Below are 23,532 nucleotides of genomic sequence, written 5' to 3'. Positions count from 1 at the left end.
CCGCAAGCGTCGCCTACTGGCTGCAGGAACCCCAACTCAGAGAGACACTGATGAACTTAGACCAGATGAAGATATCGACCCGACTGGGTCTCGGATTTGGCGCGATGGCCGTGCTGATTCTGCTCCTGGGCCTGCTGGCCTGGGCCAAGCTGGACGCGATGGACAGCCACTTCAAGCTGGCGATGGAAGACCGCTATCCCAAGGTTAAGGCCTTCAACTCGATCAAGGCCACCAACAGCCAGGTGGCGCTGTCGCTGCGCAATCTGGCCATCATGACCGAGCCGACCGATATCGAGGCCGAGTTCGCCATCATCGACGCGGCCTCCAAGTCGACCGGCGCCACCATCGACGCGATGACCAAGATCATGACGACGCCGGGTGGCAAGGCCGGCATCGCCAAGCTCAACGAGGCCCGTGCCGCCTATAGGATCGAGCGTGAGAAGGTCACCAAGGCCTTGCGCGCCGGTGATGTCGAGACCGCCAAGGCCGTGTTGCTGAAAGACATGAAGCCCAAGCAGCAGGCCTACATGGCGGCCGCCGACGAGCTGATCACGCTGGGCAACAAGCTGATGGACCTGTCCAGCCAGCAGGCCGAGCAGGAGGCACGCAGTGCCAAGCTGCAGATGGGACTGCTGATCGGCGCAGCGCTGGGTCTGGCGCTGGGCCTGAGCTGGTGGCTGATCCGTTCGATCACCGCGCCGCTCAACGAGGCCGTGCGGGTGGCCAGCGGCGTGGCCGCCGGCGATCTGTCGCTGCCGATCTCGGCCGGTGGCAGCAACGAGACCGGTCGCCTTCTGAATGCGCTGCGCGAGATGCAGGCTCGATTGGCAGCCATCGTGCGTGAGGTGCGCGATGGCGCCGAGAGCGTCGCTACGGCCTCGGCCCAGATCTCCTCGGGCAACCACGATCTGTCGTCTCGGACCGAGCAGCAGGCCTCGGCACTGGAGCAAACTGCCGCGTCGATGGAACAGCTGGGCAGCACCGTCAAAGGCAATGCCGACAATGCCCAGCAGGCCAATCAGCTGGCGTTGGCCGCTTCCCAGGTGGCGGGCCAGGGCGGCGAGGCGGTCAGCCAGGTGGTTGGCACGATGCGCGAGATCAGCGAGAGCTCGAAAAAGATCGCCGACATCATCGGCGTGATCGATGGCATCGCTTTTCAGACGAATATCTTGGCATTGAATGCGGCCGTCGAGGCGGCCCGCGCCGGCGAGCAGGGTCGTGGCTTCGCAGTCGTCGCCAGCGAGGTGCGCTCGCTGGCCGGGCGCTCGGCAGAAGCGGCCAAGGAGATCAAGTCGCTGATCGGCGCCAGTGTCGAGCGGGTCGAGCTGGGTAGCAGCCAGGTAGACCGCGCCGGCAGCACTATCGAGGAGGTGGTGGCCTCGATCCGCCGCGTCACCGACATCATGGGCGAGATCAGCGCCGCCAGCAGCGAGCAGAGCTCGGGTGTGGCGCAGGTTGGCGAGGCCGTTTCGCAGATGGACCGGGCCACCCAGGAGAACGCTGCCCTGGTCGAGGAATCGGCCGCTGCGGCCGAGAGCTTGAAGCAGCAGGCTCAGCAACTGGTGCAGGCGGTCGCGGTGTTCCAGCTGCGTTGAGATAAGCCGGTCTAATGCCACTGAAGCGACTCGAATGCTGCTTCACAGCTGGGCCAGGCGGTCGTACAAGACGGTCTCCAAACACAAGCTTCGGAGACCCTCATGCGCATTGGCTGCCCCAGCGAGATCAAGAATCATGAGTACCGCGTCGGCCTGACGCCGGCCAGCGTGCGCGAGCTCAGCATGCGCGGCCACCAGGTGCTGGTGCAGGCAGGCGCCGGCGCGGCGATCGGGCTGAGCGACGCGCAGTACCTGGCCGCTGGCGCGCGGCTCGCGCAGGATGCGGCCGAGGTGTTCGCATGGGCCGAGATGATTGTTAAGGTCAAGGAGCCGCAGCCCGAGGAGTGCGTGCTGCTGCGCGAGGGCCAGATCCTCTACACCTATCTGCATCTGGCGCCCGATCCCGAGCAGGCAGCGGCGCTGCAGCGATCTGGCGCGGTCTGCATCGCCTACGAGACCATCACCGGCCCCGGCGGCGGCCTGCCGCTGCTGGCGCCGATGAGCGAAGTGGCAGGGCGCATGGCCATCCAGGCCGGCGCCGCGCATCTGGAAAAGAGCAAGGGCGGCATGGGCGTGCTACTCGGTGGGGTACCGGGTGTTGCCCCCGGCCATGTGGTCATCATTGGTGCCGGCGTCGTCGGCAGCCATGCCCTGCAGATGGCGGTGGGCCTTGGCGCACGTGTCACCGTGTTGGACCGCAATGTCGACGCATTGCGTCGGCTTGACCTGGTCTATGGCAATCGCATCACCACCCTGTTCTCCAGCGCGCAAGCCTTGGAGGACGCGGTGCTGGCGGCCGATCTTGTCATCGGTGGGGTGCTGATCCCGGGCGCGGCCGCGCCCAAGCTGGTGACACGGGCGATGGTGGCGCAGATGCGCCAGGGCGCGGTGCTGGTGGACGTGGCGATCGACCAAGGCGGCTGCTTCGAGACCTCGCATGCCACCACCCATGCACAGCCGACTTTTGTCGTCGACGGCGTCGTGCATTACTGCGTCGCGAACATGCCCGGCGCGGTGGCCCGCACCTCGACGCTGGCGCTCAACAACGCCACCATCGCCCACGCGCTTGCGTTGGCCGACAAGGGCTGGCGCCGTGCGATGGCGGATAACCCGCATCTGCTGGCCGGCCTAAATGTGGCAGCCGGCCACATCACCCACGCGGCAGTAGCCGAAGCACTGGGCCGTGAGCATGTAGCGGCCGTGAGCCTGCTGGTCGCCCAGTGAGGGAAAACGCGGTAAGGTATGGCTAGTTTTCAACCCACCAGGAGAGGTTCATGATCGAAACCCAGCAAAGCCAGAAAGATCGTCTGATGAGCGATCTGCATGCCGTCGTGGCCGAGGCCGAGAGCCTGCTGCGGGCCACGGCCGGTCAAGCCGGCGAGGGCGCGAGCGAAATGCGTGCAAAAGTACAGGCCAGCCTCGATCGCGCCAAGCGCAATCTGCATGACCTGCAGGACGCTGCGGTCGAGAAGGCGCGTGCCGCCGGCCGCGCCACCGATGCCTATGTGCACGACAACCCCTGGCAGGCGATGGGCGTGGCCGCTGGCGTGGGCCTCTTGCTGGGCCTGCTCATCAGCCGGCGTTGATTTGCAATGGCAGGCCCGGCGCCCGGGTCTGCTGCATCCAGGACTCCAACTGTTCAGCCGGCATCGGCCGGGCGAACAGCCAGCCCTGGCCCTCATGGCAGCCCAACGCCAGCAGTTGCTGGCGTTGCTGCTCGGTCTCCACGCCCTCGGCGATCACGGTCAGCCCCAGGCCGCGTCCGAGGTTGATGACCATCTGCGCGATCGTCAGGCCGGCGCTGGAGTTTTGGGCTTCGCGCACGAAGGCGCGGTCGATCTTGAGCCGCTCGACGTCGAGCTGGCGCAGATGGCTGAGGCTGGAGAAGCCGGTGCCGAAGTCGTCGATCGCCACGGTGGCGCCGGTGCGCTTGATATCGGCCAGCAGATGCAGCACCAACTCGGTGTCCTCCATGGCCATCGACTCGGTGATTTCCAGCTCCAGATTCCTGGCGTTGACGGCGGTGTCCTGTAGCGCGCTCTTGAGACTGGCGACAAAGCCGGGGTGGCGGAACTGGGCCAGTGAGATGTTCACGCACATGCGGAAATCGCTGTAGCCTTGGTCTTCCATGCGCTTGAGCTGATGGCAGGCGGTGCGCAATACAAACTCACCGATGCTGATGATCAGCCCGCTTTGCTCAGCCAAGGGGATGAACTGGTCGGGCGGCACGAACTTGCCGTCCTCTGTGCGCCAGCGCAGCAAGGCCTCGGCACCGAGCGGCAGCGCGCTGGCCAGATCGACCTGGGGCTGATAGACGACGAACAGCCGGTTTTCCTCGAAGCCGGCGCGCAGTCCCTTGAGCAGCTTGAAGCGCTCGCGCGCATCGGTGCCCATGGCTGGCGAGAAGTACTGCGAGGCGCCGCGGTGCTGTTGCTTGGCACGTTTGAGCGCGATCTGCGCGTCCAAGAGCAGTTCGGAGCCCACCGAGGAGGACTCGGCCAGCCGCACCAGGCCGGTTGTGGCCGAGATCTGCAGGCGCTCTCCAGCCACATCGAAGGGCTCGGCAAAGACCGCGCGGATGCTGTCGCTGTTGACCAGCGCCTCAGGCCCCATCAGGCCGAATACATCGGCAGCGACCCGGGCCATCGAGGTGTTTAGGCCCAGGGTCTCGCCTAGGCGCAGCGCCACCGACTGCAGTACCTGATCGCCAAAGCCGTGGCCGAAAGCATCGTTGACGTCGGAAAAATCGTCCAGATCGATCAACGCCAGCGTGATGCCGGCGGGATCCTTGAGGTTTTGGTCCAGCAGCTCGATGAAGCGCACCCGGTTGGGTAAACGCAGCAGCTGGTCGCTGTAGGCGTGGTCCAGCAGCTGGCTGTAGAGCATCACGTTCTCGAAGCCGACCACGATGTTGGAGCAAAAGGCGCGCAGCAGCTGCAGCTCCATCGGATCCAGCTCGCGGCCCACATCGACCAGGGCCGCCATCGAGCGCCCGCTGGCCAGCCCGAAATACAGGCAGGTGCCGTCCTCGAACAGATGGCGGCGCTGCTGCAGGCAGCGCTGCAGGCGTTCGCGCACCGTGACCACTTGGACCGAGGCCAGCGGCGCGTTGATCAGGCCGCTGTATTGACCTGCCGCCGCGACGATGCGCACATCGCCGAGCTTGCCGCCGGCATCAGTGCCGGCCTGAGCGCAGACCAGGCCTTCGGGCAAGATGCCCAGCAAGGCGCAGAGCTGGGTCACCACGCCTTCGGCGAAGCGGTGTAGGCCACGCAGCCGGCTCAGCTCGGTGCTGGCCTCGACGATCATTTCCAGACCCTGGCGGTTCGCCTCCAGAGCGCAGATCTGCTTGTACGAGCGGATCGCGGCGGTCAGCACCGTATAGAGCCGGGTACGGGTCAGCTCGGACTTGGTCTTGTAGTCGTTGATGTCATAAGCCTGTACCGTCTCGATCTCGGGTGCGTAGCCGGGCTGGCCGGTGCGCAGCACGATCCGCACCGCATGCTGGTTCAGTTCCTCGCGGATCTGGCGTACGAGCTGAAGGCCGGCGTTCTCGGACTCCATCACCACATCGAGCAGCACCACCGCCAGATCATGCTCTTGACTCATCAACGCGCGCGCTTGCGAGGCCGAGCTGGCGTGCAGGAAGGCCAATGGCCGGCCTTCGATCTTCAGCCCCTGCATGGCCAGCTCGGTGGCCTTGTGAACGTCGGCATCGTCGTCGACGATCAGCACCAGCCACGGACTCAGCGGCTCGTGTTCGGCCTGGTCTGCACCTTCCGGATGGTCCAGGAACTCCAGCAGATCGTCCTCTGGAGCGCTGGCTTGATGCATGTTGTCGGGCATGGGTTGGATCCTGTGCTGCCGCTCTGTGGCGGCAATCTCCTAGATTAGGGGAAGAAGGGCAGGCCGCACATCGGCGCTATCGCTCTTGACCGTTTGCGCTCGTTATAGACGATTTGCCGCCGCATCCTGCGACGAGCTAACAACAACCGCAGCGCAGCTCCGTGATATTGCCGCTAAGCTGGCCGGTAAGTCGAGACCAAGGAGATGGCATGGACAACAAGAACGAGGCGGATGCGGCGCCGTCCGGTGGATTGATTGGGGCCCTGCAGCGCCTGGGCGAGCACGGCCTGGAGCTGCTGCAGGTGCGGCTGTCACTGCTGGGTACCGAGCTGGAGGCAGAGAAGCTGCGCCTGCTGACCGCCTTGCTGCGGGCCTTGCTGGCCCTGGTATTGGTGGCCTTGGCCTTGGGCTTGCTGAGTGTCGCGCTGGTGCTGCTGTGTCCCGATCCCTGGCGCTGGCTGGCGGCCTTGCTGCTGGGCCTGGTCTATGTCGGCGGAGCCTACGGCCTGTGGCAAAAGGCACGGGAGCAGATGAGCACGCCCGGCGGCATGTTCGCGGCCAGCGTGGCCGAGCTGGCGCGCGATCGCGACGCGCTGAGGGGCTCCTGATGTTCAGCCTGGCCGAGGCGAGGGTCCGCCAGCGCCAGTTGGAGCTGCGGCTGCGCAGCGCCGAGCTGCGCGCAGCCCTGCAACAAGACGGGCGGGCGCTGCAGACGCCGCTACTGTGGGCCGACCGCGGCCTGCAGGCCTGGGCCTGGCTGCGCGGCGTGCCTTGGACGGGCCGGCTGCTTGCCAGCGGGGCGGCCCTGCTGCTGTTGCGCCGGCCGAGCCGGCTGCTGGGACTTGCGGCCCGGGGCTTTGGCTGGTGGCGGCTGGGGCAGCGGCTGTTGGCGCTGTGGCGCCGGACGCCGCCACCGAGCCGCTGAACTCAGCGTCCCGGTTTGGCCTTCCTTACTGCGGGCCGCGGCGGACGGCTACCGGTGTCCCGCGGCGGCAGGCCGGTGTGCTGAGTCAAGATCTGACCCTTGAGCAGCGCGGTGCTCGATGCCTGCTTAGCCAGTGGCTTGGCGACCGAGGTCTTGACGCCGGTGGGTGTCGAGTTTTTGCGCCGCGCGCTCTCGTAGCTGCCATCGGTGACCGGCTGGAAGGTCGGAATCAAGTGGTGCTTGCCATTGCCGATCAGGTCTGGCCGACCCATGGTCTTCAGCGCCTCGCGCAGCAGCGGCCAGTTGTTGGCATCGTGGTAGCGCAAAAAGGCCTTGTGCAGTCGCCTGCGGCGGTCGCCGCGCACGATGTCCACCGTCTCGCTGTCGTGGGTGACCTTCTTGAGAGGGTTCTTGTTCGAGTGGTACATGGCCGTCGCCGTGGCCATCGGGCTCGGGTAGAAGGTCTGCACCTGGTCGGCACGGAAGCCATTCTTCTTCAACCAGACCGCCAGATTCATCATGTCCTCGTCGGAGGTGCCTGGGTGGGCGGCAATGAAGTAGGGGATCAGGTACTGCTTCTTGCCGGCCTCCTCGCTGGCCTGCTCGAACATCTTCTTGAACTTGTCGTACGTGCCGATGCCCGGCTTCATCATCTTGGACAGTGGCCCACCCTCGGTGTGCTCGGGCGCGATCTTCAGATAGCCGCCGACATGGTGGGTCACCAGCTCCTTGACGTACTCGGGCGACTGGATTGCCAGGTCGTAGCGCAGGCCCGAACCGATCAGGATCTTCTTGACGCCTCGCAAGGCCCGCGCGCGGCGGTACATTTTGATCAGCGGATCGTGGTTGGTGTTCAGGTTGGAGCAGATGCCAGGGTATACGCAGCTGGGCTTGCGGCAGGCGGCCTCGATCTCTGGCGACTTGCAGCCGATGCGGTACATATTGGCGGTTGGGCCGCCGAGGTCGGAGACCACACCGGTGAAGCCCTTGACCTTGTCGCGCATTTCCTCGATCTCGCGGATCACCGAGTCTTCCGAGCGGCTCTGGATGATGCGGCCTTCATGCTCGGTGATCGAGCAGAAGGTACAGCCGCCGAAGCAGCCGCGCATGATGTTGACAGAGAAGCGGATCATCTCCCAGGCCGGGATCTTGGTCTCGCCCTCGTGGCTGCCATTGGCGTCGGCATAGCTGGGATGCGGCGCGCGAGCATATGGCAGGTCGAAGACATGGTCCATCTCGGCCGTGCTCAGCGGGATCGGCGGTGGATTGATCCACAGATCGCGCTCGCCGTGGCGCTGCACCAGCGCGCGGGCATTGCCTGGATTGGTCTCCAGATGCAGCACGCGGTTGGCATGGGCATAGAGCACCGGATCGCTCTTGACCTGCTCATAGGCCGGCAGGCGGATTACGGTCTTGTCGCGCGGCGGCAGCATGATCTTGGCCGGGCGGTGGATGGTGATGGGCTTGGGCGCGTCGGCCGCAGGCTTTTCGCCGCTCGGTGCGCCATTGGTACAGGAGGCGCCCTGGTCGGCGGCCGTCTCTTCAATGGTCTGGTAGGGGCTGATTAACTCATCGATGCGACCCGGCGTGTCGACCGAGGTCGAGTCAAGCTGGAACCATTCGTGCGAAGTCGGATCATCGGTGCGGCGCATGAAGGCGGTGCCGCGCACATCGGTCAGGCTCTCGATCGGCTCGCGCCGTGCCAGCCGATGTGCTATCTCGACGATGGCGCGCTCGGCATTGCCATAGACCAGCAGATCGGCCTTGGCATCCACCAGGATGGAGCGGCGCACCTTGTCGCTCCAGTAGTCGTAATGTGCGATGCGTCGCAGCGAAGCCTCGATGCCACCGATCACGATGGGCACTTCGTTCCATGCTTCCTTGCAGCGCTGGGTGTAGACCAGCGTGGCGCGGTCGGGCCGCTTGCCGCCCTGGCCGCCGGGTGTGTAGGCGTCGTCGGAGCGGATCTTGCGATCGGCCGTGTAGCGGTTGATCATCGAATCCATATTGCCAGCAGCCACGCCAAAGAACAGATTCGGCTTGCCCAGGGCCTTGAAGGGGTCGACGCTCTGCCAGTCGGGCTGGGCGATGATGCCGACCCGAAATCCCTGCGCCTCCAGCGTGCGCCCGATCACCGCCATGCCGAAGCTGGCGTGGTCCACATAGGCATCGCCGGTGACGATGATGATGTCGCAGCTGTCCCAGCCCAGTTGGTCCATCTCGGCCCGGCTCATCGGCAGGAATGGTGCCGGCCCGAAGCGCTTGGCCCAGAACGGACGGTAGGCCGTCAGGGCCTTGTTGGGCTTGGGCGGGGCGATGGTGGTGTGGGCGGACATGGCGGTGGGGCTGGCGGGCAACCCGCTATTGTCCTTGACCTCGGGCAAACCCGGTCATTGCCAGTGCAAATCAAGGGGATTGGCGGTGTATTTATTCCGCCTGCCGGACGTTGCTGCATGCGCCAGCGAGGCCCAGTCGGGCGTGCTCGGCCTCGCTCAGCGGCGGCAGCAGCCCCGCATCGTTGCCGCGGGCCAGGCTGCCGAGAAAGCCCTCGACGGCGGTTTGGCCGACCTCGATCAGGTTGAAGCCGTCCTGGTCGATCACCCACTGGTGCAGCAGCCCGTCGACCAGGGCGACCAGGGCCACGGCGGCCAGGGACACATTCAGGCCGACCGGCAGCAGGCCTTCGGCGATGGCGCGTTCGAAGGCCGCGCGGTTCTGGGCGCGCCAGCTCTGCATCGCTAGGAGCTTGCGTTCTTGCAAAGCGAGCAGTTCGCCGGTGTACTCGACCTTCTTCATCGCGATCTCGAAGACCCGACGGGTGCGCTCGTTATGGACCGCGCAATGGAAGATGTTGACCAGGCCCCAGCGCAGTTCGTTGAGGGTCAGCGGAGGCGCCTCGCCCTCGGACTGTAGGCTCATGCCCTCTTCCAGCGGCATCGTGGCGCGGTCCATCATGGCCTGGAACAGCTCGGCCTTGTCCTTGAAATGCCAGTAGACCGCGCCGCGGGTCAGGCCGGCCGCCTCGGCGATCTGCTGCAAGGAGGTGCGTGACACCCCTTGCCGCAGGAACAGGTGTTCCGCTGCATCGAGCAGGTGGTGGCGCGTCTCCTGCGCCTCTTGTTTGGTTTTGCGTGCCATGACCCCAGGATTTTATACGGGTTTACATACATCCATGAATGTATGTGTATATACTCCGGGTCAACCCCGAGTTCAAGCTGCTGGCGTCATCCGTCGTACCCATATCGGCCGCGAGGCGCACAAGCGGAAATTTCAAGAGAGGCCCCACCCGTGATCTGTTCAGCATCATCCCAACAGCAGCCCGCCCCACTCACCCTGGGCAGCCGTGTGCTCTATCTGGCCCCGCTGACGGTGGCCATCGCCGCCGTGCTGCTGGGCTGTTCTAAGGAAGGCGCAGCCCCGGCCCAGGGTGGCGGCATGCCACCACCGGCGGTGGGTGTGGTCACGACGGCCTTGCAGCCGGTGGCTGTGCAGACCGAACTGCCGGGCCGGGTCGAGGCCCAGCGTGTTGCCCAGGTGCGAGCCCGTGTCAACGGCGTCGTGCTCAAGCGCTTGTTCACCGAAGGCGCCGAGGTCAAGGCGGGTCAGGCCCTGTTCCAGATCGATCCCGCGCCGTATCAGGCTGCTTATGACAGTGCCCAGGCCCAACTGGCCAAGGCGCAGGCCAATCTGAGCCAGGCGGCGGCCCAGGCGGAGCGCAACAAGCCCCTGGTCGAGGCCCGGGCGATCAGCCAGCAGGAGTACCTGGTGGCCGTGGCTGCCGCCAAGCAGGCTGAGGCCGATGTCGCCGCCGCCAAGGCCGCGATCACGACGGCCAAGCTCAATCTGGACTATGCCGCCGTTAGCGCACCGATCGCCGGTCGCATCGGCCGTGCACTGGTGACCGAGGGCGCGCTGGTCAGCGCCGCCGAGGCCACCCAGCTGGCGTTGATCCAACAGACCTCGTCGGTCTATGTCAATTTCACGCAAAGCGCCAATGAGGTGCAGCAGTTGCGGCGTGCGCTTGCGGCCGGCCAGCTGCGCTCGGCTGGCTCGAATGCCGCTCAGGTGCAGGTGCTGCTCGACGACGGCAGCAGCAAGAGCGGCAAGCTCTTGTTCACCGATCTGACGGTGGACGCGACATCGGGCCAGGTCTCGCTGCGCGCAGAAGTGCCCAATGCCGACAACGCGCTGCTGCCCGGCCAGTATGTGCGGGTGCGCCTGGCACAGGCCGAGCGGCCGGCGGCTATGCTGCTGCCGCAGCAGGCGGTGACGCGCAGCAATACCGGCGACACGGTGCTGGTGGTCGGCGCCGACAACAAGCCCCAGCAGCGCCCGGTCAAGATCGGCGGCGCCCAGGGGAACCAATGGGTGGTGCTGGATGGCCTGAAGCCCGGCGAGAAGGTGATTGCCGACGGCTTCCAGAAGATGTTCGTGCCCGGCGCACCGGTCAACCCCGTGCCCTGGTCGCCGGCGAGCTCGGCGCCCGCAGCCGCCGCCCCGGCCTCGGCCGCCAGCCGCTAAGACAGGCAGGACTCAGCTATGGCACGTTTTTTCATCGACCGCCCGATTTTCGCCTGGGTGATTGCGCTCTTCATCCTGGTCTTCGGCGGGGTCGCGATCACGCAATTGCCGGTGGCGCAGTACCCAACCGTCGCGCCGCCTTCGCTGGCCATCAATGTGGCCTATCCCGGGGCATCGGCCAAGACGCTGGATGAGAGCGTGGTCTCGGTCATCGAGCAGGAGCTCAATGGCGCGCCCGGCCTGGCCTATATGGAATCGGTCAGCCAGGCCAACGGCACAGGTGCGATCACCGTGACCTTCGAGCCCGGCACCAATATCGACCTGGCCCAGGTCGAGATTCAGAACCGCTTGTCGCGCGCCAACCCGCGCCTGCCGGCGGCGGTGACGCAGCAAGGCGTGCGCGTCGACAAGGCACGCAGCAACTTTTTGCTATTCGTCACGCTGTCCAGCAAGGATGGCTCGATGGATCCGGTGGCCCTGGGTGACTACGCGGCGCGCAACATCGTGCCCGAGATCCAGCGCATTCCCGGCATCGGCCAGGCCCAGCTTTTCGGCACCGAGCGCGCGATGCGCATCTGGCTGGAGCCGGCCAAGATGTTGTCCTTCAACATCAGCCCGGCCGAGGTCAATGCCGCAATCCGTGCGCAGAACGCGCTGGTGCCGGCCGGCACGATGGGCGATCTGCCCAATCTGTCCAGCCAGACCATGTCTGCCACCGTGGTGGTCAAGGGTCAGCTGGAGAACGTCGAGCAGTTCGGCAATATCGTGCTTCGCGCCAATGCCGATGGCTCCAGCGTGCGGCTCAAGGACGTCGCCCGCATTGAGCTGGGCGGGCAGGGGTACAGCACTTATGCGCGCCTGAACGGCAAGCCGTCCACCGGCATCGGTGTGCAGCTCTCGCCCAGCGGCAATGCGCTGGCGGCGGCCACCGCCGTCAAGCAGCGCATGGCCGAGCTGGAGCGCTTCTTCCCGGCGGGCGTGATCTATGAGACGCCCTACGATTCGTCGAAGTTCGTCGACATCTCTATCACCCAAGTGGTGCACACCCTGGTCGAGGCCATCGTGCTGGTCTTCCTGGTGATGTATCTGTTCCTGCAGAACTGGCGCTACACGCTGATTCCCACCCTGGTCGTTCCGGTGGCCCTGCTGGGCACCTTCGCGGTGATGCTGGGCATGGGCTACTCCATCAATGTGCTGACCCTGTTCGGCATGGTGCTGGCGATCGGCATTCTGGTCGACGACGCCATCGTCGTGGTCGAGAACGTCGAGCGCATCATGAGCGAGGAGGGGCTGTCTCCCCGCGAGGCCACGAAGAAGGCGATGGGCCAGATCTCGGGCGCCATCATCGGCATCACCGTGGTGCTGGTGGCGGTGTTCGTGCCGATGGCCTTCTTCAGCGGCTCGGTCGGCAATATCTACCGCCAGTTCTCGCTGGCCATGGTGGCCTCGATCTCGCTGTCGGCGCTGATGGCGCTGACCCTGACGCCGGCGCTGTGTGCGACCCTGCTGAAGCCGGTCGAGGCCGGCCACAACCATGGCAAGCGCGGCTTCTTCGGCTGGTTTAACCGTGGCTTCTCCCGGACCGCCAAAGGCTATGAGGGCTGGGTCGCCAAGCTGCTCAAGCGCGCCCCCAGCATGATGGTGGCTTTTCTGGCCATCGTCACCGTGGTGGGCTGGCTCTATCTGCGCCTGCCGACCTCCTTCCTGCCCAATGAGGACCAGGGCTATTTGATCGTCAATGTGCAACTGCCCCCGGGCGCGACGGCGGCCCGTACCGAGGCAGCGGTCAAGTCGGTCGAGGACTTCATGCTCAAGCAGCCCGAGGTGCAGTCCACCATCGGTGTCATCGGTTTCTCGTTCTCCGGCCAAGGCCAGAATGCCGCTCTGGTGTTCGTGCCGCTGAAGCCCTGGGAAGAACGCACCAAGCCCGAGAACAGCGCAAGCGCGCTGGCCGGCCGTGCCTTCGGCGCGATGATGATGGGGGTGCGCGACGCCTTCATCTACCCGCTTTCGCCACCACCCATCCCCGAGCTGGGCACGGCCACCGGCTTCGCGCTGCGCCTGCAAGACCGCGCTGGCCTGGGCCACGAGGCTTTGCTGGCGGCGCGCAACCAGCTTATGGGCATGGCGGCTCAGAGCAAGATCATCACCGGCATGCGCCCCGATGGTCTTGAAGATGCGCCCCAGCTGCAGATCGATATCGACCGAGACAAGGCAAATGCACTGGGCATCGGCTATGACGCCATCGCCGCCGTGCTGGGCACCCAGCTGGGCTCGTCGTATGTGAACGACTTCCCGAACCAGGGTCGTCTGCAGCGCGTCGTCGTGCAAGCCGACGCTCAAGCCCGCATGCAACCAGAGGACCTGCTGCGCCTGAACGTCAACAACGCCCAGGGCAAGTCGGTGCCGCTGTCGGCCTTCGCCTCGACCCGCTGGATCAGCGGCCAGATGCAGGCCACCCGTTACAACGGCTATCCGGCGATGCGCCTGGCCGGCGACGCCGCGCCCGGTGCCTCGACCGGCGATGCGATGAAGGAGCTGGAGGCGATGGTCGCCAAGCTGCCGGCCGGCATCGGCTATGAGTGGACCGGTCTGTCGCGCGAGGAAAAGCTCTCGGGCGCCCAGGCCACTGTGCTGCTGGCGTTCTCGCTGCTGGCGGTGTTCCTGTGCCTGGCCGCGTTGTATGAGAGCTGGTCAATCCCGTTCTCGGTGCTGCTGGTCGTTCCGCTGGGCATTCTCGGCGCGGTGCTGGGAGCGAGCCTGCGCGGCATGCCCAATGATGTGTACTTCAAGGTTGGCCTGATCACCATCATCGGTCTGTCGGCGAAGAACGCGATCCTGATCATCGAGTTTGCCAAGGACCTGCAGGCCCAAGGCAAGGGCCTGGTCGAGGCCATTCTCGAAGCCGCCCATCTGCGCTTCCGTCCCATCATCATGACCTCGATGGCTTTCATCCTGGGTGTGACCCCGCTGTTCTTCGCCAGCGGTGCCGGCTCGGCCAGCCAGCGCGCGATCGGCACTGGCGTGCTCTCGGGCATGCTGACCGCGACCTTCCTGGCCGTGCTCTTCGTGCCGGTGTTCTTCCTGGTGGTGCGGCGCGTGTTCAAGGGCAGTGAGCGGCAGCGCAAGATGTACGCCCACGAGCTGGAAGCCAATCCGGTGCGCGACGCCGAAGGAATCTGAGATGCATAAGAACAATCCTGTGACCCTCGTCAGCGCCGCCGTGGCCGCGCTGCTGCTGGCCGGCTGCGCCAATCTGGCACCCGCGCATCAGCGTCCGGCCGCCCCGGTGGCGCAGAGCTGGCCGGCACCGGCGGCCGCCACCGGTCAGGCTGCGGCCGAGCTGGCCTGGCCGCAGTTCTATGCCGGCGATGCACGGCTGGCCGCGCTGATCAAGCTGGCGCTGCAGAATAATCGCGATCTGCGCGTGGCGCTGCTCAACGTCGAGCAGGCGCGGGCGCTGGCCCGTGTGGCTGACGCCAATCGTCTGCCGACCGTCGGTGTCGGCCTTTCCGGCAGCCGCCAGCCGACCGCCGATGGCGGCAGCACGCGCAACTACCAGGCCGGTCTGCAGATCACCGCCTTCGAGCTGGACTTGTTCGGCAAGATCAAGAACCAAAGCGACGCGGCGATGGCTCGTTATTTGGCCACGGTCGAAGGCGGCCGCGCCGCTCAGATCGCTTTGGTCTCCGGTGTGGCCTCCAGCTATCTGGCCCTGCAGGCCGATGAGGAGCTGCTGGCGCTAGCCCGCCAGACCTTGGCCACACGAGAGGACAGCCTGCGCCTGACCCGGCTGCGCTACGACGTCGGCGCGGCCTCGGCGCTGGACCTTAGCAGCGCCGAGTCAGCCGCTGCCGCTGCCCGCGCCACCGTCGCCCAAACTCAGCGCCAGCGCGATCAGGACGAGAATGCGCTGGTGCTGCTGTTGGGTCAGCCGCTGCCGGTGGCGCTGCCGCAGGGGCAGGCACTGGCCGCGCTGCAGCTGGCCGATGTGCCGGCCGGTCTGCCGTCCGAGGTCTTGGTGACGCGCCCCGATGTCTTGCAGGCAGAGCAGCAGCTGATCGCGGCCAGCGCCAATATCGGCGCCGCGCGCGCGGCCTTCTTCCCCAGCATCACACTGACCACCAGCCTCGGCACGGCCAGCAGCCAGCTGTCCGAGCTGTTCAGCAACACCGCCTGGACCTTCACCTCACAGGCGCTGATGCCGCTGTTCGATGCCGGCCGAAACCGCGCCAATCTGGAGGCTGCCAAAGCAGCCCAGGGCATTGCCGTGGCGCAGTACGAGAAGGCGGTGCAGACCGCCTTCCGCGAGGTTGCCGATGCGCTGGCCGGACGCGCCACGCTGGATGAGCAGTTGCTGGCGCAGCAGGCCCAGGCGCAGGCCGAGGGCCAGCGTCTGAAGCTGGTCGAGCTGCGCTATGCCAACGGCGCCTCCAACAATCTGGAGCTGCTTGACGCGCAGCGCGCCAGCTTCGCCGCCCAGCAGGCGGTTGTGCAGGTGCGCCTGGCCAAACTGCTCAACGGCGTGCAGCTCTACAAAGTGCTGGGGGGCGGGGTGAGCCAGTCCTGACCAGGCTCAGCCCTGAAACGACAACGCCTCCGCAAAGGAGGCGTTGTTCATTGTGTCGGACCGAGTCGCGTCAATTCGTTTGGCGAATCCAGGCCAGGCCCTCGTCGGTGGCGTATCGCAGTGCAGCGCGTTGGCTCAGGAAGCGCGGCGTGAAGCGCATCACGCGGTCATGGCTGGCCATACCGCGGCCGGAGCGTATCGAGACCGAGGCGGCAAAGCTGCCATCGGCTTGGGTTTTGATCATTGGTGAGACAAGGTATTTGCCCACCTCTATGCTGTTCTTGTGCATATTGTTCATGGAGGTGTGCGCCAGGACGCTGTGTCTCGGCGCGATAGAGGATTGAACGCTCGAATGAAGATCTACCGCATCAGCAGGGCTGGCGCGTGTATCGTTCATCGACGGTGTTCGTTGGTTTGTGACCTCGATAGGTCAGGGCATTGGCTTGGGAGGCCGCCCATTGAATACTTGCCGGTTTCTTTTTATGGTCTTGGCAGGTATTTGAAGCACGGTGGGCCGGGTTGAACCGACCCACCGTTTTGCTTTGATTGCATCAAAGCGGGTGACGCTCACGCGTCACCATCGACAGCCAATTACAGGCCGCGGATGTTCGAAGCTTGCAGACCCTTGGGGCCTTGCTTGACTTCGAATTCCACCTTCTGGTTTTCAGCCAGAGTGCGGAAGCCGCCGTTGTTCTTGATTTCGCTGTGGTGGGCGAACAGGTCCTTGGAGCCGTCTTCCGGCGTGATGAAGCCGAAGCCCTTGCCGTCGTCAAACCATTTCACGGTGCCAGTTTGCATAGTCGTCATGATGTGTTCCTTTGGAAACAAATTAAAAAACCACCTCGCGGCCACATAGCCGGCGAGGACAGAAACACTCAAGAACAGTCAAACGGGAGTTGAAACTGAAGCGAGCCGCTCGCGAACGATCATGCGGGGCTGCAGATTGAAGACCTTGAAGAAACGGTCTTGTGCGTATCTATGCGCCGAGTATACCACAGTAGTGCTCCATCAACCTCAACTGATTGAGACCGGTGCCAAACGTACCGCCACGCCGCTGAGCACCGCATTGCCAGAGAGCGGGTCGCGCAGCCCGTCGTCCAGCAGCACATTGATATTGGCGCCCGGCCGCTGCGCCGCCAGCGAGAGCCGGCTGCCGGGCAGGTCATGGCCCCAGCCGTGCGGTAGGCTGACGACGCCGGGCCGCATGTCCGTGCTCAGCGCTACGCGCACCCGCAACTCGCCCGCCGCGCTGCTGAGCCGGGCCATGTCCGCCTCGTCGAGGCCGTAGCGCTTCGCATCGTCAGGGTGGACCAGCAGCGTGCAGCGTTCCGGTCCTTTGGCAAGGGTCGGCAGGTTGTGCATCCAGCTATTGCCCGAGCGCACGTCGCGTCGCCCGATCAGCAGCAGCTCCGGCACGGGCGCATCGAGTGCCGCATCGACAGCGCCAAGATCGTCCAGCAGCGAAGGCGGCGCGAGCTCGATGCAACCCGAGGGTGTGCGCAGAAGCTCGGGGATGCGCGGCTGCAACTCGCCCAAGTCGATGCCTCCCGGCGCGGCGCGTACCTTGGCCAGTGTCAGGCCTTGCGGGTTCTTTCCGAATCCGTCGCCATAAGGTCCGCTCCGCAGCGCCAGATCGACCAGGCGCTCAGGGCCGCGCCAGGGCTTTAGCGCAGCGAGTACGGCAGCCGCATGGTCGCCGGCTAGGCGCTGCACATCGGCCGCAATCGCTGCATCGTCGAGCGCCAGCAAATCCCCGCGCCAGTCGCGGCCTTCGGTCATGGCCGCCAAGCGCAGCAAAGTCTCCCATTCCTCGGGCTGGCCGACCGGCTTGACGAACACCGGGCCGGAGAAGCGCGCATGGTTGCGGTAGGAGAACTGCGGAAAGGCCAGGTCGTAATGCAGGTCCTCCAGAGGCGACAGCCCGGGCAGGATCACATCGGCATGGCGGCTGGTCTCGTTCAGGTAGATGTCCAGGCTGAGCATGAAATCCAGCCCGTCGAGTGCAGCGCCTAGGCGCGGGCCGTTCGGCGTGGACAACACCGGATTGGCCGCGATCGCAATGACGGCGCGCACCTGACCCTCACCAGCGGTTTCGATCTCTTCGGCCAGCAAGGTGATCGGCAGCTCGCCGAACACCTCGGGCGCGCCCGAGACCCGGCTGCGGCGCCGACCGGTGCTGATGCCTCTGCCGCTGCCGGCCTGGCCCAGGGTGTTGGCGGCGAAGGCGGCCGCCTTCGGGAACATCGCGCCGCCTGGCGCGTCGAGCTGGCCGGTCAGCACATTGAGTACATCGACCAGCCAGCTGTTGAGCGTGCCGAAGCGCTGCGTGCAGGTGCCGATCCGGCCGTAAACGGCGGCGCGCGGCGCCAGCGCCAGCTCGCGGGCCAGGCGGCGCTGGGTGGCGGCATCAATGCCGCAGCTGGCGGCCATGCGCTCGGGCGGATAGTCCAGTAAGACCTGCCGCAGCGCGGCCAAACCCTGGACGTAGGGCGAGAGCCGGCCGAGCCGCAGCAGGCCCTCGTCGAACATCGTGTGGGCCAAGCCCAGCAGCAGGAACACATCACCGCCGGGAAGGATCGCCAGGTGCTCATCGGCCTTGGCCGCAGTCTCGCTGCGGCGCGGATCGACCACGACGATGCGACCGCCCCGTGCGCGCATGGCCTTGGCCTTGCCGCGGTAGTCGGGCACGGTCCAAAGACTGCCGTTGCTGACTATTGGATTGGCGCCCAGCATAAGCAGGTAGTCGCAGCGCTCGATATCGGGCACAGGAACCGATAACCAGTGCCCGAACATCAGTCCGCTGGACAGCTGCTTGGGCATCTGGTCCAGGGTCGAGGCCGAGAACACATTGCGCGAGCCCAAGGCCTTGACCAGGCGCGGGAAGTAGCTCAGCAGGCTGATCTTGTGAGCGCTGGGGTTGCCGATCACGGCGGCCACCGCGTCGCGGCCGTGCGTATGGAGTATCGGCAGCAGACGGCGCTCGATCTCGACAAACGCCTCGTCCCAGCTGGCCTCGACGAACTCACCGGCGCTGTTTTTGATCAACGGTGTGCGCAGCCGGTCGGGGTCTTCGTGCAGGTCCTTCAGCGAGACGCCCTTGGGGCAGATATAGCCGTGGCTGAAGACATCCTGCGCGGCGCCGCGAATGCTGATGACCTTGGCTCCCTGTGTGACGATCTCCAGCCCGCAGCAGGCCTCACACAAAGGACAGATGCGGTAGTGGCTTTGCTGCGGCTCGCTCATGATTTGTCTCCTTCCGGTTAGCGGGTTGATTGTGTGCGGCAGGCATCGACGGGGGAGGTCATCTTGGTGACAGTCCATGGCCAGGGTAAATGCCGCCCCGGCCGGTCTTGTGCGCAAGCCAAGGCGACGCGGAGAAAACAAGATGGTGGAGCATTGAGGCCGGGCCTGGATGGACGCATCGGCCTTTTCAGAATGGGTTGAAGACGATCTCCTGCTCCGCCAGCAGTTCCTGCACCAAGCGCTTCCATGGCCCGTAGGGTGTCCAGAGCCGGATGACCGCGGACCAGGCGTCTTCGGGCACCGCGCCCTCGTTGATCACCAAGTACAGAAAGCTGAAGACGGACGCCCGCATATTGACCTGGCAATGCACCAACACCGACAGCCGCTGAGTCCGCCAGCTGCGAATCTGGCGTTCGAAGATTCGATAGTCGGCTACGCTGGGGCGGTCCCAGACCACAGGCACATTGACGAACATCAGGCCTTGGTCGCGCACAATGTCCGGCTCAGTCGCCAAGGCGTCGCCGACCGTGGGCGGGGCCAGATAGAGCACGGCGTCTATGCCCTGCTGCTTCAAGGTGCCAAGCCATTGGGCCGAGGGCTGGCCGGCGGTCAGCCAGCGGTCATCGAGGCGGATCAGATTGGGGGGTGGTTTGAGAGCGGCATCAGCGCGGCTCGGGTGGGGCAGGCAGGCGGCCAGCAAGCTGGCAATCAGCAGAGGGCGGCGTTCGGGCATGGCGGGGCGTTCGACGGCATTGGCCACTGTATGAGCAGCGGCGGTCCGCACGGTGGTAGACCATCCCAGCGAAACTGCATTTCGTCGCAGACAGCCGAGCTGTCTACATCTGCTTGAACAGATGGGCATAGCTCTCCGCCACCAGCAAGGTGTCGGCGCTTTCTTTGAGCTTTACTTGCAGGCGGCCGCGGAAGTCGCGGGTGACGCCGGCCACGGCAGCGGCGTTGACCAGGGTGGAGCGGTGGATCTGCCAGAACTGCTGGGGGTCGAGTTCGTCGACCAGCTCCTTGAGCGGCTTGCGGATCAGGGCCTCGCTGTCGCGCGTCGCGACCCGGGTGTATTTGCTGTCGGACTGGAAGTACAGCACCTCGTCGACCGTGATCAGTTTCAGCGTCTGGCCGACCGAGGCATTGATCCAGCGCAGCGGCGTACGCTGCCCGGGGTCGGGTCTGGCCGCCAGCTGGCTCAGCACGCCGCCGAGATCGGCTGGCGGGCCGGCCAGTCTCTGCTTAACCCGGCCGATCGCGGTGAACAGCCGGGCGGCGACCAGCGGCTTGAGCACATAGTCGACCGCGCCTTGGTCGAAGGCCGCCACCGCGTATTGGTCATAGGCGGTGACGAAGACCACATGGCTGCGCCCGGCCACCTGCCGGGCCACGTCCAAGCCCGTGGCACCGGGCATCTGAATGTCGAGGAAGAGCACATCCGGCTTGTGCCGGTCCAGCAGTCGCAGCGCCTCGACGCCATCGCTCGCCTCGCCGACGATGACCAGCTCGGGCCAGAGCTGGCCCAGGCGCTCGATCAGCTCGAGGCGCAGTGTTTCCTCATCCTCGGCCACCACAGCCGTAGGTGCGCTCAAAGACCTCATGGATTCAACTCCAGCGTGAACAGGGTGGCGTCTTCGCTGCTGCGGCAGATCAATCGGGCCGGGCCGCCGCTGAGTGCGCGCACGCGTTCAGCCAGCGCACGTAACTCCTCGTCGTCGCCGCACAGGCCGGGCTTGTCAAAGGCCAGCAGCAGGCGCAAGCCGCCACGAGGTAGTGCCTCGGCGGCCAGGGTGCAGCGGCCGGGCAGGCCGTCGGCCAGTCGCAGCGCGCGCTGCAGTAGCGGAAGCAGCAGCATCGGTGGCAGCGCGCAGCCATTCAGGGACGCTGGCCACTGCGCGCTGAAATGCACCACCGCCTTGCTGCGCCCGGCCACCACGGCCAGATAGCTGTCCAGTAACTCGGCCTCCGATTCCAGGCTGCCACCGGCCTCACGCAGCCGCGGCAGCGCCACGCGCAGATGACGGATCAGCCGTTCCATCTGAGTCGCCGCCTCGGGGTCGGCGCGGTCATAAGCCTGTTCGACATCGACCAGGGTTTCGAACAAGAACTGCGGCTCGACCTGAGCCTGCATCGCGGCCAGGCGGGTCGCCATGGCGTGGCGCGCCATCACGCTTTGCTCATGCAACATGCGCTGCAGCCGGGCCTGGGCACGCCCGCGGCGCTCCTGCATCTCGAACAGGGCGACGGTCAGTCCGCAAGGGATGAAGGCCGAGAGCCCGTCGCCGAGAAAACGGCTCCAGAGCATGGGGGCATGCTTGATTTCGCCCTTGCGCTGCCGCATCAACTCGTTGACCGAAGGCCAATCCAGCACCCGAACCAAGCCCCACAGCACCAGCAGGGCCAGCATTGAGCCGACCAAGGTGGCCAGGCCCAGGCGCCAAGCGCGTTGAGGATGATCGGGATCGCTGCGCGCGGCCGGTAGCCAGAACAGCATCAGCAGCAGGGTCACGATGGCCGGCGAGAACAGCTGCCGCGTCAGGGCCAGCCACCATTGCTTGTCGTCTTCGATATACGCCAGGCTGCTCAGGTCGATCAGTCCGTAGAGCAGGCCCATCAGGCTGAACCAGCCCAGCTCGGCCAAAGTCATCGAGCGCCAGGAGGCCAGCACGTGGGCCAGCCCCGAGCCGGGCGACGGAGCGGCCGTCAGGACCGCGCTCATGCGGCCGCTCCGGCAGGCAACCCTGGCAGTAGCCGAACTGGCAACCGCACCCGAGCGACGACGCCACGCGGCACCAGCGCTTCCAGCTCCAGCGCGGCACGGCCGCCGAACAAGGCGGCCAGCCGCGCGCGGGTATTGGCCAGGCCAACACCGGAGCCGCCGCTGGCGGCAAAGCCCTGACCGTCGTCACGGACCTCGACGGCCAGCTCGCCGGCCTGGGCATGAGCGCTGATCAGGATGTGGCCACCCTCGGGCAGCGGCGATAAGCCATGCTTGATCGCGTTCTCGACCAGCGTTGGCAGAACCATCGGCGGCAGGCTGGCGGCCAGCAGGCTGGGCTCGGCCTCGATCTCGAAGCTCAGGCGCTCTCCCATGCGCATCTGCAGAATCGTCAGATAGCTGCGCACCAGCTCCAGCTCCTGGCCCAGTGTCGACTCGCTTTGCCGCATGCTGGGCAGGGCGGCGCGCAGGTAGGCGATGAGGCTGACCAACATGTCGCGGCCACGGTCCGGCGCGGTCTCGTACAGGCGTTTGACATTGGCCAGGGTGTTGAACAGGAAGTGCGGCTCGATTTGCGCATTCAGCGCAGAGAGTTGGGCCTCGAGCTGCTGGGCATGCAGGGCCTCGTGCTGGCGGGCGGTGGCCAGCAACTGCTGCCGGGTCTGGCGTTCGCCGCGCGCCGCAACCAGCAGGGCATAGGCGACGCCGCCCAGCAGTATCCACAGCAAGGTGGTCGAGATGGCCCAGCTCCATTTGAACTGCGCGCCGGCGTCACCCAGATTGGCCACCCAATGGCGCACCAGCGCGCTGGTGAACGCAGCGCCGGCCACTGCGAGACCGCGCCACAGCATCGGCAACCGGCGCGGCCGCGCTAGCCAGGCCTCCGCCAGCGCGATCGCCAGCAGCAGCATCAGACCGGTGATCAGGTTCTGGCGCGTGAAGCGCACCAGCGAGTAGAGCCATTCGGCCAGCATGTCATTGCTGGTGTACCAGGACAGGGCCCGAGAGGTTGCGATCAGCAGACAAAAATAGAACACCACGGCAATCACGCGCAGATTGAAGATCTGCACGAAGGCCTGCCGAGCGGTCTGCGTGGCTTGGGTGGGCGGGGTGGGCATGGTTGGATTCTCGCGCCGGCTTTGGGGCCTCGCCAGACGATGCGACGAAATCGGCTGGGCGGGGATGAAATCCGGCCCAGCCCGTGTCAAAGGTGCCGCCCCGCCGCTTGCCCTGCATACTGCGGGCCTTCAACGAGGAGTCGGGAATGAAGATTGATATCGGCGCCGGCGTGCGTTTGTTCGTGGATGTGGAGGGTCCGGGCCTGGTCCCCGATGGCCCGGCGATGCGGGAGAAGCCCACGCTGATCTGCATGCATGGCGGCCCAGGCTTTGATCACAGTGCCTTCAAGCCCGGCTTCTCGGCCCTGGCCGATCTGGCGCAGATCGTCTATTACGACCATCGCGGCCATGGCCGCAGCGATGCCCGGCCGCGCGAGGAATGGACGCTGGACACCTGGGCCGACGATATCGTGCGTCTCTCGGACGCGCTGGGCATCGTCAAGCCTATTGTGCTGGGCCAGAGCTTTGGCGGTTTTGTCGCGCAGCGCTACATCGCGCGCCACCCGAGCCATGCGTCCAAGGTCATCCTGTCCAGCACCTCTCACCACATGGGGATGGAGCGCAAGCTGGCGATGTTCCAGCGTCTGGGCGGACCGCAGGCGCGGGCCTGTGCCGAGGCCTTCTGGAGCCGACCCGATCAGGCCAGCTGGGAAGCCTACTGGGCCGCCTGCCGCAAGCTCTACAACACCCGCGAGCCCTTGGACCCCCAGGCCGGCGAGCGCGTGCTGGCCAATATCGACATCCTCTTGCACTTCGTTGCCGGCGAGAAGCAGGCGCTGGATCTGCTGCCCGGCCTGGCGGGCGCGCAATGCCCGGTGCTGGTGCTGGCCGGTGACGAGGACCCGGTCTGCCCGGTCGAGGATGCGCGCGAAATCGCCGCGGCGCTGCCGGCGGCGCTGACGAGCTTCGTCAGCGTGCCCGGCGCCGGCCATGGCACATGGCGTGACAAGCCGCAGGAGGCCTATGCCATCCTGCGGCGCTTCATCGAGGCCTGA

General features: G+C 65.9%; 19 protein-coding genes. 9 read left to right on the top strand and 10 right to left on the bottom strand.

The features are described from left to right. Nucleotides 1-50 precede the first annotated feature (50 nt). From OOZ63_RS06640 to OOZ63_RS06630, 3 genes are all read left to right on the top strand, one after another. Nucleotides 51-1,595 carry a methyl-accepting chemotaxis protein gene (locus OOZ63_RS06640; protein ID WP_266004635.1) on the top strand — a complete coding sequence of 515 codons (1,545 nt, stop codon included), beginning with the start codon at nucleotides 51-53 and terminating at the stop codon, nucleotides 1,593-1,595. Between the two features lie 102 nt (nucleotides 1,596-1,697). Next, nucleotides 1,698-2,819 carry an alanine dehydrogenase gene (ald, locus tag OOZ63_RS06635; RefSeq protein ID WP_266004634.1) on the top strand — a complete coding sequence of 374 codons (1,122 nt, stop codon included), beginning with the start codon at nucleotides 1,698-1,700 and terminating at the stop codon, nucleotides 2,817-2,819. A gap of 50 nt (nucleotides 2,820-2,869) precedes the next feature. Beyond that, complete coding sequence (locus OOZ63_RS06630) at nucleotides 2,870-3,181, top strand: DUF883 family protein (RefSeq protein ID WP_137941369.1); 312 nt, start codon at nucleotides 2,870-2,872, stop codon at nucleotides 3,179-3,181. Here OOZ63_RS06630 and OOZ63_RS06625 read toward each other — a convergent pair. Beyond that, complete coding sequence (locus OOZ63_RS06625; RefSeq protein ID WP_266004633.1) at nucleotides 3,168-5,441, bottom strand: EAL domain-containing protein; 2,274 nt, start codon at nucleotides 5,439-5,441, stop codon at nucleotides 3,168-3,170. The genes OOZ63_RS06630 and OOZ63_RS06625 overlap by 14 nt on opposite strands. Before the next feature lie 209 nt (nucleotides 5,442-5,650). Here OOZ63_RS06625 and OOZ63_RS06620 point away from each other — a divergent pair, with 209 nt between their 5' ends. Both OOZ63_RS06620 and OOZ63_RS06615 read left to right on the top strand, forming a co-directional pair. Next, nucleotides 5,651-6,049, top strand: coding sequence for a phage holin family protein (locus OOZ63_RS06620; protein WP_266004632.1), 399 nt, complete (start codon nucleotides 5,651-5,653; stop codon nucleotides 6,047-6,049). Continuing rightward, complete coding sequence (locus OOZ63_RS06615) at nucleotides 6,049-6,366, top strand: YqjK family protein (RefSeq protein WP_266004631.1); 318 nt, start codon at nucleotides 6,049-6,051, stop codon at nucleotides 6,364-6,366. The genes OOZ63_RS06620 and OOZ63_RS06615 overlap by 1 nt, the downstream gene beginning before the upstream one ends. A gap of 2 nt (nucleotides 6,367-6,368) precedes the next feature. Here the strand turns inward: OOZ63_RS06615 and OOZ63_RS06610 are convergent, their stop codons facing one another. Next, nucleotides 6,369-8,702, bottom strand: a complete 2,334-nt coding sequence (locus OOZ63_RS06610) for a YgiQ family radical SAM protein (protein ID WP_266004630.1) — start codon at nucleotides 8,700-8,702, stop codon at nucleotides 6,369-6,371. 91 nt (nucleotides 8,703-8,793) lie between these two features. Continuing rightward, nucleotides 8,794-9,504: a TetR family transcriptional regulator gene (locus OOZ63_RS06605; RefSeq protein WP_266004629.1), complete on the bottom strand. Its 711-nt coding sequence runs from the start codon at nucleotides 9,502-9,504 to the stop codon at nucleotides 8,794-8,796. Between the two features lie 153 nt (nucleotides 9,505-9,657). Here OOZ63_RS06605 and OOZ63_RS06600 point away from each other — a divergent pair, with 153 nt between their 5' ends. Genes OOZ63_RS06600 through OOZ63_RS06590 form a run of 3 tightly spaced genes read left to right on the top strand, consistent with a single transcriptional unit; the run spans nucleotide 9,658 to nucleotide 15,457 of the window. After that, nucleotides 9,658-10,887: an efflux RND transporter periplasmic adaptor subunit gene (locus tag OOZ63_RS06600; RefSeq protein WP_416234702.1), complete on the top strand. Its 1,230-nt coding sequence runs from the start codon at nucleotides 9,658-9,660 to the stop codon at nucleotides 10,885-10,887. Between the two features lie 18 nt (nucleotides 10,888-10,905). Next, nucleotides 10,906-14,070 (top strand): efflux RND transporter permease subunit, encoded by a 3,165-nt coding sequence (locus tag OOZ63_RS06595; protein ID WP_266004628.1) that lies wholly within the window; start codon nucleotides 10,906-10,908, stop codon nucleotides 14,068-14,070. A gap of 1 nt (nucleotide 14,071) precedes the next feature. Then, complete coding sequence (locus OOZ63_RS06590) at nucleotides 14,072-15,457, top strand: efflux transporter outer membrane subunit (RefSeq protein WP_266004627.1); 1,386 nt, start codon at nucleotides 14,072-14,074, stop codon at nucleotides 15,455-15,457. A 70-nt stretch (nucleotides 15,458-15,527) separates the two neighbouring features. On the opposite strand, the gene OOZ63_RS06585 is transcribed toward OOZ63_RS06590, so the two are convergent. The 7 genes from OOZ63_RS06585 to OOZ63_RS06555 all read right to left on the bottom strand — a co-directional run bounded on the left by OOZ63_RS06585 (nucleotide 15,528) and on the right by OOZ63_RS06555 (nucleotide 22,537). After that, nucleotides 15,528-15,755 carry a hypothetical protein gene (locus tag OOZ63_RS06585; RefSeq protein WP_266004626.1) on the bottom strand — a complete coding sequence of 76 codons (228 nt, stop codon included), beginning with the start codon at nucleotides 15,753-15,755 and terminating at the stop codon, nucleotides 15,528-15,530. A 293-nt stretch (nucleotides 15,756-16,048) separates the two neighbouring features. Further along, entirely contained in the window at nucleotides 16,049-16,255 is a 207-nt protein-coding gene (locus tag OOZ63_RS06580; RefSeq protein WP_137941637.1) for a cold-shock protein, read from the bottom strand. 216 nt (nucleotides 16,256-16,471) lie between these two features. After that, on the bottom strand, nucleotides 16,472-18,700 hold the full coding sequence (locus OOZ63_RS06575) for a molybdopterin-dependent oxidoreductase (RefSeq protein WP_266004625.1): 2,229 nt from the start codon (nucleotides 18,698-18,700) through the stop codon (nucleotides 16,472-16,474). A 187-nt stretch (nucleotides 18,701-18,887) separates the two neighbouring features. Next, nucleotides 18,888-19,433, bottom strand: coding sequence for a protein tyrosine phosphatase family protein (locus OOZ63_RS06570; RefSeq protein WP_266004624.1), 546 nt, complete (start codon nucleotides 19,431-19,433; stop codon nucleotides 18,888-18,890). A gap of 103 nt (nucleotides 19,434-19,536) precedes the next feature. After that, nucleotides 19,537-20,301, bottom strand: a complete 765-nt coding sequence (locus OOZ63_RS06565) for a LytR/AlgR family response regulator transcription factor (protein WP_266004623.1) — start codon at nucleotides 20,299-20,301, stop codon at nucleotides 19,537-19,539. Then, nucleotides 20,298-21,419 carry a histidine kinase gene (locus tag OOZ63_RS06560; RefSeq protein ID WP_266004622.1) on the bottom strand — a complete coding sequence of 374 codons (1,122 nt, stop codon included), beginning with the start codon at nucleotides 21,417-21,419 and terminating at the stop codon, nucleotides 20,298-20,300. Before OOZ63_RS06560 ends, OOZ63_RS06565 begins: the two co-directional genes overlap by 4 nt. Then, nucleotides 21,416-22,537, bottom strand: coding sequence for a sensor histidine kinase (locus tag OOZ63_RS06555; RefSeq protein ID WP_266004621.1), 1,122 nt, complete (start codon nucleotides 22,535-22,537; stop codon nucleotides 21,416-21,418). Before OOZ63_RS06555 ends, OOZ63_RS06560 begins: the two co-directional genes overlap by 4 nt. Nucleotides 22,538-22,683: 146 nt before the next feature. On the opposite strand from OOZ63_RS06555, the gene OOZ63_RS06550 reads away from it, so the two are divergent. After that, a complete protein-coding gene (locus OOZ63_RS06550; RefSeq protein WP_266004620.1) occupies nucleotides 22,684-23,532 on the top strand; it encodes an alpha/beta fold hydrolase in 849 nt (282 codons plus the stop codon).

This window comes from Paucibacter sp. PLA-PC-4 (assembly GCF_026241155.1).
Taxonomy (GTDB): domain Bacteria; phylum Pseudomonadota; class Gammaproteobacteria; order Burkholderiales; family Burkholderiaceae_C; genus Roseateles_E.
This window is presented reverse-complemented; position numbering and strand designations above follow the sequence as displayed.

Excerpts from the sequence above, each read along its gene's own strand:
- OOZ63_RS06640 (WP_266004635.1), top strand. The coding sequence starts at position 51 with ATGAACTTAGACCAGATGAAGATATCGACCCGACTGGGTCTCGGATTT.
- ald (WP_266004634.1), top strand. The coding sequence starts at position 1,698 with ATGCGCATTGGCTGCCCCAGCGAGATCAAGAATCATGAGTACCGCGTC.
- OOZ63_RS06630 (WP_137941369.1), top strand. The coding sequence starts at position 2,870 with ATGATCGAAACCCAGCAAAGCCAGAAAGATCGTCTGATGAGCGATCTG.
- OOZ63_RS06625 (WP_266004633.1), bottom strand. The coding sequence starts at position 5,441 with ATGCCCGACAACATGCATCAAGCCAGCGCTCCAGAGGACGATCTGCTG.
- OOZ63_RS06620 (WP_266004632.1), top strand. The coding sequence starts at position 5,651 with ATGGACAACAAGAACGAGGCGGATGCGGCGCCGTCCGGTGGATTGATT.
- OOZ63_RS06615 (WP_266004631.1), top strand. The coding sequence starts at position 6,049 with ATGTTCAGCCTGGCCGAGGCGAGGGTCCGCCAGCGCCAGTTGGAGCTG.
- OOZ63_RS06610 (WP_266004630.1), bottom strand. The coding sequence starts at position 8,702 with ATGTCCGCCCACACCACCATCGCCCCGCCCAAGCCCAACAAGGCCCTG.
- OOZ63_RS06605 (WP_266004629.1), bottom strand. The coding sequence starts at position 9,504 with ATGGCACGCAAAACCAAACAAGAGGCGCAGGAGACGCGCCACCACCTG.
- OOZ63_RS06595 (WP_266004628.1), top strand. The coding sequence starts at position 10,906 with ATGGCACGTTTTTTCATCGACCGCCCGATTTTCGCCTGGGTGATTGCG.
- OOZ63_RS06590 (WP_266004627.1), top strand. The coding sequence starts at position 14,072 with ATGCATAAGAACAATCCTGTGACCCTCGTCAGCGCCGCCGTGGCCGCG.
- OOZ63_RS06585 (WP_266004626.1), bottom strand. The coding sequence starts at position 15,755 with ATGAACAATATGCACAAGAACAGCATAGAGGTGGGCAAATACCTTGTC.
- OOZ63_RS06580 (WP_137941637.1), bottom strand. The coding sequence starts at position 16,255 with ATGCAAACTGGCACCGTGAAATGGTTTGACGACGGCAAGGGCTTCGGC.
- OOZ63_RS06575 (WP_266004625.1), bottom strand. The coding sequence starts at position 18,700 with ATGAGCGAGCCGCAGCAAAGCCACTACCGCATCTGTCCTTTGTGTGAG.
- OOZ63_RS06570 (WP_266004624.1), bottom strand. The coding sequence starts at position 19,433 with ATGCCCGAACGCCGCCCTCTGCTGATTGCCAGCTTGCTGGCCGCCTGC.
- OOZ63_RS06565 (WP_266004623.1), bottom strand. The coding sequence starts at position 20,301 with ATGAGGTCTTTGAGCGCACCTACGGCTGTGGTGGCCGAGGATGAGGAA.
- OOZ63_RS06560 (WP_266004622.1), bottom strand. The coding sequence starts at position 21,419 with ATGAGCGCGGTCCTGACGGCCGCTCCGTCGCCCGGCTCGGGGCTGGCC.
- OOZ63_RS06555 (WP_266004621.1), bottom strand. The coding sequence starts at position 22,537 with ATGCCCACCCCGCCCACCCAAGCCACGCAGACCGCTCGGCAGGCCTTC.
- OOZ63_RS06550 (WP_266004620.1), top strand. The coding sequence starts at position 22,684 with ATGAAGATTGATATCGGCGCCGGCGTGCGTTTGTTCGTGGATGTGGAG.